Below are 12,374 nucleotides of genomic sequence, written 5' to 3' on the forward strand. Positions count from 1 at the left end.
AAGGTAGGTTACAGTAGTTGGAATGTGTTCAGGCTGTTTCTGCGCCCGTGTGCTCCGGGTTACGGAAAAAGGGGCCGGAATATGGATTCAAGGCGGGGAGGAAGAAATCCGGTCTGTCCGGCGGGGAGTTTCCGCCCTGGCCGGCATGCAGAATGCTTCCGTTTCCGGAGTTACAGAAGGAGGTCCTGGATGTTGTCCGAGGAGATGACGCCCGTTTCCGTGGAGGACAGCACGCAGAGGGCGTCCACCAGGTTTTCCTGGCCCAGGGCCAGCCCGGCTTCCTCCACCAGCACATCGTCAATGTTCAGGGTTGCGAAGGACATGGGGGCTGTTTCCGGAGCAGAGGGTTCCATCAGGGCGGCAATGCCGATGACGGCAGCCACCAGGGCCGCCGCTGCGGCGCCCCAGATGCGGAAGGAGTTCCGCTTGAAGTGACGGATGGATTCCACCGGAACGGCAGGAGCGTGTTCTTCCCCGGCAATACGCATCATGACCTTGCGGGCAAAATCATCCCCCGGCGCAGGCTGGGAGGCATGGCCCAGAATCTGCCAGAGTTTTGTATCGTCCTGTTTGTTCATTGTGGTATTTCTGCTGAGGTTTCTATGAGGAAAAACCCCGGAAAGCGCGTCCGGTTTCTTGATGGCGTCATTTTTTCCGTTCCGCCGCCCGTCTGATGACGGGGGCCAGTACGGCGGCGATGCGTTCATAACCGGCCGCGGAGGGGTGGAGGCCGTCATTGGAAAGTTCTTCCGGAACGCGTCCGGAGGCATCCGCCATGACGCGGCCCGGTTCCGTGTAAATAAAGCCTTGTTCCGCGGCCAGGCGGTCCAGGAGAAGATTGATGGAGGCAATGCGTTCCGCCGTGCCTTCACGCGTGCTGTTGCGTGGGTAGAATCCCTGGAGGATGACGGTGGCCTTTTCCAGTCTTCCGGTTATTTCCCGGCAAACGGCGCGGATGCCCTCCAGGATTTCCGCGTCCGTGTTTTCCGTGAGGTTGTTCGTGCCCAGGAGGATCACGCATACGGCATTGTCCGCCGCGCCGTCCAGCTCGCCGTGGCGGAGCCGCCACAGGGCGTTTTCTACCCGGTCATAGCCGAAGCCCAGATTGGCCGCCGTCATTCCCTCCGTGCACATGCTCCATGTTTCCGGGGATTTCTGGAGGATGTCCCGGTGCGGTTCATCCACGGGCGGCCCTCCCCAGAAGTGGGTGATGGAGTCACCAATGAAGAGGAGGTCCGGATGCGTTTCCCGCACCAGGCGGCACGCGGCTTCATGGCGCGCGGCCCAGTCATAAATCATGAAATCCCGGTTCTGGGTGCAGGGAATCAGCGTGGAAGGAACGGGCAGGGCGGGAGGAATGCCCGGCATGATGAAGGTTTCCGGTTCCGTAAGCCCGCGCTTCCCCTGGAACAGGCGGTAACGGATGCGCGTGCCGGGCGGGGCCTGCACCGGAGCCAGGTAACGGCCCTGCGTGCAGAGCATGCGGGGGGAGTCCGCATTTACGTCCATGCGGATGACCGCGCCCGGAGGGGCGTTTACCGTGGAGAGTTCCAGTTCTCCGGCGCTGTTCAGGACGGCGCGGATTCCGGGGGGTGGAGAAGGCTTTGTCATGAGACGTCGCGCATGTGCTGGCGCATCTGCCTGCGGCCGATGGAGTCCGGTCCGCGGCCGTCCTGCATGCAGTAGTTCACGGGGCGGCTCTGGGAGGCGCCGTGCGGAGCGCCCAGGCGCTTGTCCGGTTCCGACGGCAGCAGATGCACCACTCTCTTATTTTTCCAGACCAGCCACAGCACCACCACGGCCGCCAGCGCGGAGACGTGCAGGATAATTCCGGCCACATTGGCCAGGGCGAAGGACATCCAGGCCTTCATCATGGCATGGAGGTGGGATTCACGCGCTTCCTCCGGCTCCTGGATGGTGATGTTGGCCTCCGGGATGCTGGCGGGGTTGTCCGGGTCCAGAGCAGGCAGCGTGGGCCTGGGGGCGGAGGCCATGTCCGCCTCTGTCCTCCTCGCCAGGGAGATCATGGCTTCAATGAGTTCGTCCTGCGGGTGGGTGAAGCGGGAGGCGTCCTGCTTTACCTGGTACAGGAGGTCCCGGCGGCCCGCATCTCCAAGCTGGGCGCTGAGGTCCGGGTCCAGCGCGATCTGGGCGCTTTTAATGTCACCCATGTGGAAATGGAGCAGCAGGTTGCGCTCCTTGTTCCTGAAAATCTGGCGGGCGATGGTGGGAGCATTGACGGAGGGGGGGACCTTCTGCCCGGCGGCGAAGATGCTGACAAACAGGTTGACGTTGTAACGGGACTTGATGAGCTTGATGAGTTCAATGACGTCATTGCTCTCCACTTCCGTGAGAAGCTTTTGGGGGTCGATCAGCCCGGTGGAGGTCCGGATGTAATCCGGAAGAAAATATTCGTTCACATCCGTGAAGTCTTCCGGAACGGGGTCCACGGCGGGGGAATCCGCACTGGCGGCGGGTTCCGGCACGGAGGGGGACGGGGCCGCCGCCGCGTCCACGGGGGGAAGCAGGGGGGCGTGGGCGTCCCACCAGGTTCCCTTCATCAGGGATTGCTGGTCGCGGGGCGTCCATTTCAGGGCCGGGAGCTCCTGGGCCGTGGCTGCACACACGGCCGCCGTCAGCAGGAAGGGGAGGAACGGGAATTTCATGCGCCGCCTCCTTTCCGGTCCGCGGGGGGAGGGGGCATCAACCCGTAGCGCATGGGGTGCCTGACCTTGGAGCGCGCTTTCCGGGCCACGAGCTGGACGGCATCCTTCATGATGGAACCCACGGCCTGGAGCAGCATGCTTTCCCGCAGGGGAATGCGGGCCTTCATGATGGATTTGTTGATCAGGTCCGGTTCCACGTACGGGTCCAGTTCATATCCCCACATGAAGCAGGCCGTATCCGTGCGCACGTCCAGCACCAGGATCAGGAGCCACTGCGGGTCCAGGGGACCCCGGTGGTTGGGGAAGCCGGCCTCGTCCACCGTCAGGTGGTTCATCATCCAGAAGCTGTGCGGGATGAGGGAGAAGGGCTCCAGGATGTTGGGGAAATAGACGGAAAGGAGGACGGGGGGGATGCGCCGTTCCAGCTTCTCCAGCAGGGCGTTCAGCTTCACGCGGTCCTGCTGCCGGAGGGCTCCGGCGTTGTCGCATACGCGGCGGTAGGGGATGGAATCCCTGCCGTATTTCCTGTCCAGGTTCTCCAGGGAAAAGCCGCAGTGAGGGCACAATGATTCCGCCCCGCGGTGGAAATTATGTAAACACTTCGGACAAGTCGGCACGGGGAAAGTTTAAGCACGAAATTCGCTGCCGAAAAGGCTAATTGTCAGAAAGAAATCATGTATGTCTCAATCTTCCAGATTTTCTTTTGTCACACGGTAAATGGCGGCGCACCTGGGACACGTGACTTCCAGTTCCTCTTCTCCCTGGAACAGGTCTTCCTCCCGTTCCTGAAGAGCCTTCAGCGTCGGCAGGATGCGGTCCAGCGTGCAGCCGCAATAAAAGCGGAACCTGCGCGTTTCAAGCACGCGCGTGTCTTCATTCTCTTCCAGATGGGCCAGTTTTTCACAGGTGAGGGAGGCCAGCCACTCTTCATCCGCGTCCGGCTGGGCCGTCACCATGGTGTAGCATTCATCCGGCAGTTCAATGCAGCGCGCGTTCCTCTGCTCGCTCTGCCTGTAGAATTCCTCCACCCACTGGGCCGGAGTGGTTCCGGGAATGGGAACCACGGAGTAACGCGGTTCAAAGCCCTTGCGGAGCATGGTGGCGTAAAGGGTGTTTTCCTCCGGCTCCTTGATATCCTGCGTGAAGATGCGCCCCACCACGGATTCCGTCAGGGAGGAGCCCGTGACAAACAGGTTGGCCACGGCGGGCGTCTTCAGGTTCACCGTCCAGGCGTGCTGTTCCGCCCAGGGGCGCGCCACCATGTAGAGGGTGAAATAGGCCATCAGCTCTTTCAGGAGGCTGTCGTAAGGCTCCTCGTTCCGCAGCCCGTACTGCATGAGATGGAGGTAGTAGTCCGTGAACAGGGGGGAGAATTTCGCCTTCAGCACCAGGCAGTTGCGCTCCCGGACAAAGATGGATTCAACCGTAACGAATTCTTCTACCAATTCTTCGCTCATATCATATAAATTCAGCTCTTTCCCGCAGAAAATCAACCGTTCCTCCTGTCATTAGCGGGGATCATGACAGGTAGCCGCCGCGCGGCTGTTCCCTTTACGTACCCGGTAAAAGAGTAAAAGGAAACTGGCGCGGAAATAACGGCGCAGGCCCGGCGACTGCACGCAATACAGTCTTTACCATGCCTTTCCGCGCGTTTAACATGCACCCATGGCAACCGACAAGAATATCACCATCCATACTTCCAAGGGCGACATCAAGCTCACGGTGTTCGCTTCCAAGACGCCCGTGACGGCGGCTTCCTTCCTGAACCTGGCTTCCAAGGGATTTTATGACGGGCTCAAGTTCCACCGCGTGATTCCGAATTTCATGATCCAGGGCGGCGACCCCACCGGCACGGGCATGGGCGGTCCCGGCTACCGTTTTGAGGACGAATGCCGTCCGGACCTCAAGCATGACGGCCCCGGCGTGCTTTCCATGGCGAACGCCGGCCCCGGCACCAACGGTTCCCAGTTCTTCATCACTCACGTGCCCACTGACTGGCTGAACGGCAAGCACACCGTCTTCGGCAAGGTGACGGAAGGACAGGACGTGGTGGACTCCATCGAGCAGGGGGATACCATTTCCGGTATCACCATGGAAGATGCTGCGGACGACTTGTTCACGGAGCAGGCGGACCGCATCGCCGCATGGGACAAGGCCCTCGGCAAATAAGGCTGCCTCCAACTCATTCAGGCGGCGGAAAGGCGTTTTTAACCGCGCCTTCCGCTGCTTTCTTCTCTCTACTCTTCCGGTACATGGTTCTGGCCGTTCAAAATCTGCGCGTACAGTATGGCGCGCGCGTTCTGTTTAATGATCTCTCCTTTACGATTGAGGATGGGGAAAGAATTGCCCTGGCGGGCCATAACGGCGCGGGCAAGTCCACGCTGATGAAGTGCATCGCCGGACTTAATGAACCGGATTCCGGGTCCATCATCAAGGCCAGGAACTCCCAGGTGGGTTATCTGCCCCAGGAGGGCATCCACGTCCGCGGGCGCAGGCTCATTGATGAAGCCATGTCCGCCTTTGCGGATTTGATGGAACTCCAGACGCGCATTGACGCGCTGACGAAGGAGATGGCGGAGCTGGACCCGCGCTCCGCCGCGTATTCCGAGGTGCTTAATGAGATCGGGGAGCTGGAGCTGGTGCTGCACGCCCATGATTCCGCCCGGCTGCGTCCCCGCACGGAATCCATCCTGCGCGGGCTGGGGTTCAAGGACCGGGACTTTGGACGGGACTGCGGGGAATTTTCCGGCGGCTGGCAAATGCGCATCGCCCTGGCCAAGCTGCTGCTCCGGGAGCCGGAAGTACTGCTGCTGGATGAACCGACAAACCACCTGGACATTCAGTCCCAGCGGTGGATGGAACAATATCTGCGTACCTACCGTGGCGCCATCATCCTTATTTCCCACGATGTGGCGCTGCTGGATTCCCTGGTTTCCCGCACCATCGCCTTTTACCATGGCCGGGCGGAGGAGTACGCGGGCAATTTCTCCTATTTCCTGAAGGAAAGCGTGCTGCGGAAGGAGATCCTGCTGCGCCAGAAAAAGGCCCAGGACCGGGAAATAGCCAAGACGAAGGAGTTCATTGACCGCTTCCGCTACAAGGCCACCAAGGCGTCCCTGGTGCAGTCCCGCATCAAGCAGTTGGAAAAAGTGGAGCTGATTGAGGTGGAGGAGGATGACGCCGTGATGAATTTCCATTTTCCCACCCCTCCCGCCGGAGCTCATTCCGTGGTCAGGCTGGAGAAGGTTTCCAAGCGTTACGGCCCCATTTCCGTCTTTGAGGATGTGGATTTTGAAATCGTGAAGGGGGACCGCATCGCCATTGTGGGGGTGAACGGCGCGGGCAAGTCCACGTTTTCCCGTCTTATTTCCGGCGGGGAGGAGCCCAGCTCCGGCAGCGTGGCGATGGGGCGCCATACGCAGATCGCCTTCTTCTCCCAAACGCATGCGGATGACCTGGACCCGGAAAAGACGGTCCTGGAATGCGTGGAGGCGGCCGCTACGCGGGAATCCGCGCCCATGGTGCGCAACCTGCTGGGCTGTTTCCTGTTCCGGGGGGATGACGTGCACAAGCGCGTGGGCGTGCTCTCCGGGGGTGAACGCTCCCGCGTGGCGCTGGTGTGCATGCTGCTGCATCCGGCCAATTTCCTGATTCTGGACGAACCGACGAACCACCTGGACATCCAGTCCCAGCAGGTGCTTCAACAGGCGTTGTCCGAATATCCGGGTTCCTACTGCATTGTTTCCCACAACCGCAGTTTTCTGGACCCCATCGTGACGAAGGTGCTGGAATTCGTGCCGGGAGAGAAGCCGCGCATTTACATAGGCAATGTTTCCGATTATCTGGAAAAGGTGGAGCGGGACCAGGCCCTGGCTTCCTCCGCCGCGTCTTCCGCCTCCGGGGCGGCTGACCCGGGAGCCGGAGTGGACCGCAGGGCGCGCAGGCGCCTGGAAGCGGAAATACGCCAGAAAAAGACGCGCCAGCTCCGCCCCCTTCAGGAGAAACTGGAACAGCTGGAAGCGGAGATAGCGCGTCTGGAAATGGAAAAGACGGAGATTACCTCCCGGCTGGAATGTCCGGAGGTGGCGGCTGATACGGAAGCCGTCATGGAACTTACTACCCGCTTCCAGCAGGCGGACCGCCAGTTGGAAACCTGCTTTACGCAGTGGGCCGATCTTTCAGAGAAGATTGAAGAAACGGAAGCCCGCATTGAAGAAGAGGCGGAAAGAAACTTTTCCGGAAGCTGAGGGAATTTTCAATGAAAAACAGGACCGTTTCCCGGTGGGGGAACGGTCCTGTTTTGATGCAGGAATCAATCGGAGATGAAGTGATGCCTGCGGCTATGCCCGGCGGCGCAGAAGCAGGGCGGCCAGACCGAGCAGGCTGAGGGAAGCTGCTGCCGGTTCCGGCACCACGTCCCCTTGCAGGCCCAATTGGGAAAGCCCCAGGAAGGTGCCTCCGGTATTGGGAGCCTTGGCGTTCACGGTAAGGGTGAAGGTTTCTCCCGCCTTGACGGTGACCGGGGTATTGAAGGAAGCTTGCTGGATATCCGCTGTCGGCGTGCCGTCCTTGTCGGCCTGGACGCGCTCGAAACTCAGGTCAGCCGTGGCGGAAGAATCTCCGGCGGTTAGCGTAACGGTAGCGGTTCCAGTCTTGGAGTCCGTATTGCCATGGCGTGCGCCGGTTCCGGTGACGAATTGGAAGCCCAGGTTAAGGGAAGAGAGGGTGATGTCCTGCGCGGCCGTGAAGGAAAAGGTGACGGTCCATCCGGCGTTGTTATTCTGCATCTGGGCATTGGGAACCAGGAGGTCCGCAGCCAGGTTGCCGGAAAGGGATGTGGAGGGATTGGAGAGCGTAACGGAAGCGCCGTCCAGAAAATCACTATCCACATTGATGGAGGTTTGGTGAAACCGGGTTTCATACAGGGTAGTCGCTGCCTGTACCCCGGAAATGCATACTAAAAAAGCTGAGATGGAAAGGAGCTTTTTCATGCATTTTATATTAGCGGATTAGATATCCGGTAAATGGGAAAAGGAAAATGGGAGTAAAGGAAGGAACACATTATCAAGGATTCATGAAAACGGAACTTCATTGCATCTTGGCCGTATTTCTGATTCTCCCTCTTTGCCTGCGGTGAAACTCGTTTTTTCTTAAAAAATTTTGTTGTCTGCGGATATCTAATCCGGTAACGGGAACCTTGCCATGGTGTAACAGAATGAATGTTTGGCTGAAACGGGGCATCGTGCGCCCGGAATGGGAAATTCTGCAATACTGGGAACGTCCTATCCGGGAGTGGGCGGAATCAGCTTTTTTGCAGGATGGCCTTTTCTTCCTTGGCTTTTGCGCTTTTCCGCGTTTTTTTCCTGTACTCGGAAATCATGACGCCGCAGAGGGTCAGCAGAATGCCCGTCAGGGAAATCCAGGTCAGGCGTTCTCCCAGGATGATGGAGGAAGCCACCACGGCCACGACGGGAACCATGTAGATGTAAACGCTGGATTTGACAGCTCCCAGGATTTCCACCACGCGGTTCCAGGACAGGAAACACAGGGCGGAGGCGAAGAGGCCCAGGTAGAGCAGGTTGAGCGCATTGACGGGCTTCACCATCAGATGCCAGTCCATGTTCACCGGAAGGACGAACAGGGCCGGAATCATCAGCACAATACCGTAAAAGAAGATACGCCGCGTGCAGATGATCATGTTGGACGTGTTGACGCCGATTTTTTTCATCAGGATGGAATACACCGCCCAGACGAAGGCCGCTCCCAGGGCCAGCACATCCCCCACCGGGTTCAGCTCCAGCACAAAGGCTCCGTTCGCCATGATGAGGAAGATGCCCGTAAAGGCAGCGGCGAAACCCAGGAAGAAGCGCCGGGAGAAACCTTCTCCTTTCAGCAGGAAGTGGGCCAGAAGGGCTGTGAAAAAGGGAACTACGGCCACGATGATGCCCACGTTGGAAGCGAAAGTGTACGTGAGGGCGATGTTTTCCAGCAGGAAGTACAGGGTAACGCCCGTAAGGCCCGCCCCGGCGAACAGGAGTTCCTTTTTCCACCCGGAGAGCGGAAGCAGCCGCGGCCTCAGGCACCAAAGGAAAGCGTACCCGATGACAAACCGGGTAAAGAGCACTGTGACAGGCGTAAAGTCCCGGAGAAGCACCTTGGTGGAGACGAAGGTGGTTCCCCAGATCAGGATGGTTATGAGGGCGGCGGCATGGCCCAGGGTGCGCTGGCGGGAGTTCATTGGTTTGACGGGATGGGGGGAGTGCAGGAGGCTTCCAGTGCCAGGCCTACGATTTCCGCCGGTTCCGGGCTCCTGTTCCAGACGGCGTGGAGGACGCCGCCGGGCACGAGCAGGGATTCATGCTCACGGACTGTTCTTTCCTCCTCCTCCATCAGGACGGTGACCGTTCCCCGGGTGACGATGAACAGATGGGCGTGCGCGTGGCGGTGCGGGGAGAGGGGGCCGCCTCCGCCGGGTTCCATTTTGGCGAAGGCTCCTTTCTTCAGGATTCCCTGCGCTTCCGCAAACAGGGGCCTGGCCGTGAAGCCGGCATGATTGGGGATAGGGGAAAAAGCGTCCATGCAGGTCAGTTGCGCGCCAGGTCGTACCCGTCCTTGCGGTCCTTGATGGTCCATCCCAGTTCCGTCACTTCCGCCCGCAGGCGGTCGGCTTCCGCCCAGTCCCGGTCCTGCTTGGCCTGCCAGCGCTGTTCCGCCAGGGAACGCACTTTTTCCGGGGCTTCCTCCTGTTCCTCTTCCGGCAGAAGGATGCCGAAGGCGGCCAGGATGAAGTGGAAGGCATTCCGCATGCGGCGCGCCTCCTCCGGGGCCAGGGAGGAAATGTCCGCTTTTTTAATGGCGCTGAAGACGTGGCCCAGGGCCTCCGGAGTGTTCAGGTCATCGTTCAGGCTGTCCCACGCGGGCTGGAAGATGCCTGGTTCCGGGGGGGCCGTGCAGAATTCCTGATAGGATGGAACGGAGTCCGTTCCGGAAGCGCTGCGGAGTTGCGCGTCGAATTTGGACAGGCGGTTCAGAGCGGCTTTGGCGTCATCCAGGGAGGAGAGGGTAAAGTTTAGCGGCCGGCGGTAGTAGCCGCCCGCCAGCACGTACCTGACGGCTGACGGCTTGTGGCCCAGTTTGTCCAGGTCCGCCAGCGTGTACATATTGCCCAGGGATTTGGACATCTTGCCGCCGTTTACCAGCAGGTGCGTGATGTGGAACCACAGCCGCGCGAAACCTCCGCCGCAGGCGCAGCGGGACTGCGCCACCTCGTTTTCATGGTGAGGGAACACCAGGTCCACGCCGCCGGAGTGAAGATCAAAGTCATTGCCGAAGTATTTGTGAATCATGGCGGAGCATTCCAGGTGCCAGCCGGGGCGGCCTTCCCCCCACGGGGAGGGCCAGAAGTTGTCCCCGTCTTCCGGACGGCGGCTTTTCCACAGGACGAAGTCCGCCACGGAGTCCTTTTCATATTCGTCCGCGTTGGACCGGGCGTTCGCGGTTTTGCCCAGGTCCAGTTCGCGTTCATCCAGGTGGGAGAGTTTCCCGTATTCCGGGAAAGAGGAAATTCTGAAGTAGACGGAACCGTCATCCGAGACATAGGCGTGGCCCTTTTCCACCAGCGCCTGCACCATTTGAATCTGTTCCGGAATGTGGCTTACCGCGGAGGGTTCCTCATGCGGGGGAAGGCAGTTGAGGGCCGTGCAGTCCTGGTGGAACCGGTCCGTCCAGCCGGCGGTGAATTCCGCCAGGGTGACGCCGGCCTTTTGGGAATCACGGATGGTCTTGTCATCCACATCCGTCAGGTTGCGGACGTGCATGGTGGGGGTTCCGCCCAGCTCCACGACGCGGCGGAAAATGTCCTGCATGACAAAGGTGCGGAAGTTGCCGATGTGGGCCGGGCCGTACACCGTGGGGCCGCAGCAGTAGAAACGCAGCCTTTTTCCATCCATGGGGGAAACGTCCTGTGCCGTTCTGGTGCGGGTATCGTAAAGGTGTAACATGGCGGCACGATTAGAAGGGAAGAGAGCCGTCCGGTCAAGCGGGAAAAAGAGGGCCGGGGACTGGCGGCTGCCCGCGTCCCCGGCCCTGAAAGAATCGGATGGTGCTGAAGGTTCAGGAAAGGTTATTTGCCCGCGTCCTGCTGGCCCTTCTTATAGTTCGCGTTAATGCGGTCTATTTCTTCCTGGGTGATGGAGGATTCCCGGTAGGGCTTGTTTTCCACCGTGCGTTCCAGGGTGTAGCCGAAGCGCTTCTGGAACCGCTTTTTGTGGGTTTCCATTTTCTTTTCAAAGTCCTCCAGGCTGGGGCGTTCCTTGTGGCTGCCCCAGGCGCTTTCAGATACGGCCATGGCGCGCGGATAGGTCATGTACATCAGCAGTTCCCCGGAGGGAATCCATTCCGCCCACATGCAGAGGTTGATGCCCTTGATGTGCTTGACGTCGTTCTTGTCACGCCCGTTGCGGGGGTCGAAGTTATAGCAGTCTTTCAGCAGGATGGGGCCGCCGCCGGGCCGGGCGCGCACGTCGTCCGCCGGGAATTTCATCTGGGTGCGGGCCAGGTAATACTTGTACTGGGGGGTGACGATGAGGTCGATGCCCTGTTCCTTCGTCTTGTCAATGCAGCGGGGGAATTCCCCCGGCAGCCAGGACATGACGGTTTCTCCCTTGTGGTAGTAGCTCTTGTTGATGTCGTACCACAGGATGGGCTTTTTCTTATTCTTGGCAAGCATGGCGCCCAGGCTCTTGGTGAAATCGCTCATCTGGGCTTCCACGTCGTCCCCCTGGCCCTTTTTGGCGCGGGCGGCCTGGCAGTCCGCGCATTTTTTCCAGTCGCCCATGGGGCATTCGTCACCGCCGATGTGGACGTACCCGAAGGGGAAAATCTGCTGGAGGGTGTCATAGGTGTCCTTGAGGAATTTCTTGGTGCCCGCTTTCTGTGGGCAGATCAGCTTGGAGGAAACGCCTCCGTGCGTCCATAACTGGGCCCGCTTGGTATTGCAGCAGAATTCGGGGTAGGAGGCCGCCAGCGCCATGTTGTGGCCCGGCATTTCCACTTCCGGGAGCACCTGGATGCCGCGCGCCTTGCAGTAGGCCACCAGGTCCTGGAGTTCTTTCTTGCTGTACATGCCTTCATTGGCCAGCAGGGAGTTGTTCTGGCCTTCCGGAGCGGAGGGGCGCACGGAGCCGATGGTGCGGAGCTTGTCGTAGCCCGGCACGGGGAGGCGCCAGCCTTGGTCTTCCGTCAGGTGGAGGTGCAGGACGTTGTACTTGTAGTAGTGCATGGCGTCCACAAAGTTGTAAAGCTCCTTCATGGGGTAGTGGTAGCGGCCCACGTCCACCATCATGCCGCGCCAGCCGAAGTCCGGAGCGTCCTGGATGGAGCCGCAGGGGAGCCCTTCCGGGGAGTCCGCGAGCTGGTCCTGAAGCTGGAACAGGGTTGCCATGGCCATGGCTTTTCCGTTGGGGGTGGTGTAGCGGAGCTCCACGCCGCCGGGCGTGAGCTTCATGGAGTAGCCTTCATTACCCAGGCCGGAAACTTTTTGCTCGTTCAGGATTTTGAGGTTCTTGGTGGTGCCGGAGGCCGTAGTTACCTTGACGGGTTCCGGAATGATATTGTAGGGGTTGGTCCCGGCCCAGCAGAGGGAGCTGAGGAACGCTGCCGCTAATAAAAGCGCTTTCATATAATGGGGGATGTGGTGTTGATTATTGT

At 59.9% G+C, this 12,374-nt stretch carries 12 protein-coding genes; 2 read left to right on the forward strand and 10 right to left on the reverse strand.

Annotation, left to right across the window (positions count from 1 at the left end; all coding sequences use genetic code 11):
• Positions 1–170: 170 nt before the first annotated feature.
• The 5 genes from CXU21_RS09000 to CXU21_RS09020 all read right to left on the reverse strand — a co-directional run bounded on the left by CXU21_RS09000 (position 171) and on the right by CXU21_RS09020 (position 4,123).
• Entirely contained in the window at positions 171–578 is a 408-nt protein-coding gene (locus tag CXU21_RS09000) for a hypothetical protein (RefSeq protein WP_102715136.1), read from the reverse strand.
• Between the two features lie 67 nt (positions 579–645).
• Entirely contained in the window at positions 646–1,611 is a 966-nt protein-coding gene (locus CXU21_RS09005; RefSeq protein ID WP_102725793.1) for a GDSL-type esterase/lipase family protein, read from the reverse strand.
• Entirely contained in the window at positions 1,608–2,666 is a 1,059-nt protein-coding gene (locus tag CXU21_RS09010) for a hypothetical protein (protein ID WP_102725794.1), read from the reverse strand. The genes CXU21_RS09005 and CXU21_RS09010 overlap by 4 nt, the downstream gene beginning before the upstream one ends.
• Complete coding sequence (locus tag CXU21_RS09015; RefSeq protein ID WP_102725795.1) at positions 2,663–3,232, reverse strand: hypothetical protein; 570 nt, start codon at positions 3,230–3,232, stop codon at positions 2,663–2,665. Before CXU21_RS09015 ends, CXU21_RS09010 begins: the two co-directional genes overlap by 4 nt.
• Positions 3,233–3,349: 117 nt before the next feature.
• Complete coding sequence (locus CXU21_RS09020; RefSeq protein WP_102725917.1) at positions 3,350–4,123, reverse strand: Hsp33 family molecular chaperone HslO; 774 nt, start codon at positions 4,121–4,123, stop codon at positions 3,350–3,352.
• Positions 4,124–4,331: 208 nt separating this feature from the next.
• Between CXU21_RS09020 and CXU21_RS09025 the strand changes: the two genes are divergently transcribed.
• Complete coding sequence (locus tag CXU21_RS09025; protein ID WP_102715143.1) at positions 4,332–4,835, forward strand: peptidylprolyl isomerase; 504 nt, start codon at positions 4,332–4,334, stop codon at positions 4,833–4,835.
• A gap of 83 nt (positions 4,836–4,918) precedes the next feature.
• Positions 4,919–6,913 (forward strand): ABC-F family ATP-binding cassette domain-containing protein, encoded by a 1,995-nt coding sequence (locus tag CXU21_RS09030; protein ID WP_102725796.1) that lies wholly within the window; start codon positions 4,919–4,921, stop codon positions 6,911–6,913.
• 93 nt (positions 6,914–7,006) lie between these two features.
• Here the strand turns inward: CXU21_RS09030 and CXU21_RS09035 are convergent, their stop codons facing one another.
• The 5 genes from CXU21_RS09035 to CXU21_RS09055 form a co-directional block, all read right to left on the reverse strand.
• Positions 7,007–7,657 (reverse strand): PEP-CTERM sorting domain-containing protein, encoded by a 651-nt coding sequence (locus tag CXU21_RS09035; protein ID WP_102715147.1) that lies wholly within the window; start codon positions 7,655–7,657, stop codon positions 7,007–7,009.
• 311 nt (positions 7,658–7,968) lie between these two features.
• Positions 7,969–8,904 (reverse strand): DMT family transporter, encoded by a 936-nt coding sequence (locus tag CXU21_RS09040; RefSeq protein ID WP_102715149.1) that lies wholly within the window; start codon positions 8,902–8,904, stop codon positions 7,969–7,971.
• Positions 8,901–9,245 (reverse strand): cupin domain-containing protein, encoded by a 345-nt coding sequence (locus tag CXU21_RS09045; RefSeq protein WP_180972499.1) that lies wholly within the window; start codon positions 9,243–9,245, stop codon positions 8,901–8,903. Before CXU21_RS09045 ends, CXU21_RS09040 begins: the two co-directional genes overlap by 4 nt.
• Positions 9,246–9,250: 5 nt before the next feature.
• Positions 9,251–10,666, reverse strand: a complete 1,416-nt coding sequence (cysS, locus tag CXU21_RS09050) for a cysteine--tRNA ligase (RefSeq protein ID WP_102725797.1) — start codon at positions 10,664–10,666, stop codon at positions 9,251–9,253.
• Positions 10,667–10,788: 122 nt separating this feature from the next.
• A complete protein-coding gene (locus CXU21_RS09055; protein WP_102725798.1) occupies positions 10,789–12,345 on the reverse strand; it encodes a beta-N-acetylhexosaminidase in 1,557 nt (518 codons plus the stop codon).
• Between the last annotated feature and the right edge of the window lie 29 nt (positions 12,346–12,374).

Origin of the sequence: Akkermansia muciniphila, from assembly GCF_002884975.1 — a bacterium.
GTDB classification, from domain to species: Bacteria; Verrucomicrobiota; Verrucomicrobiia; order Verrucomicrobiales; family Akkermansiaceae; genus Akkermansia; species Akkermansia muciniphila_C.

Excerpts from the sequence above, each read along its gene's own strand:
- cysS (WP_102725797.1), bottom strand. The coding sequence starts at position 10,666 with ATGTTACACCTTTACGATACCCGCACCAGAACGGCACAGGACGTTTCC.
- CXU21_RS09030 (WP_102725796.1), top strand. The coding sequence starts at position 4,919 with ATGGTTCTGGCCGTTCAAAATCTGCGCGTACAGTATGGCGCGCGCGTT.
- CXU21_RS09005 (WP_102725793.1), bottom strand. The coding sequence starts at position 1,611 with ATGACAAAGCCTTCTCCACCCCCCGGAATCCGCGCCGTCCTGAACAGC.
- CXU21_RS09045 (WP_180972499.1), bottom strand. The coding sequence starts at position 9,245 with ATGGACGCTTTTTCCCCTATCCCCAATCATGCCGGCTTCACGGCCAGG.
- CXU21_RS09035 (WP_102715147.1), bottom strand. The coding sequence starts at position 7,657 with ATGAAAAAGCTCCTTTCCATCTCAGCTTTTTTAGTATGCATTTCCGGG.
- CXU21_RS09040 (WP_102715149.1), bottom strand. The coding sequence starts at position 8,904 with ATGAACTCCCGCCAGCGCACCCTGGGCCATGCCGCCGCCCTCATAACC.
- CXU21_RS09000 (WP_102715136.1), bottom strand. The coding sequence starts at position 578 with ATGAACAAACAGGACGATACAAAACTCTGGCAGATTCTGGGCCATGCC.
- CXU21_RS09025 (WP_102715143.1), top strand. The coding sequence starts at position 4,332 with ATGGCAACCGACAAGAATATCACCATCCATACTTCCAAGGGCGACATC.
- CXU21_RS09020 (WP_102725917.1), bottom strand. The coding sequence starts at position 4,123 with ATGAGCGAAGAATTGGTAGAAGAATTCGTTACGGTTGAATCCATCTTT.
- CXU21_RS09010 (WP_102725794.1), bottom strand. The coding sequence starts at position 2,666 with ATGAAATTCCCGTTCCTCCCCTTCCTGCTGACGGCGGCCGTGTGTGCA.
- CXU21_RS09055 (WP_102725798.1), bottom strand. The coding sequence starts at position 12,345 with ATGAAAGCGCTTTTATTAGCGGCAGCGTTCCTCAGCTCCCTCTGCTGG.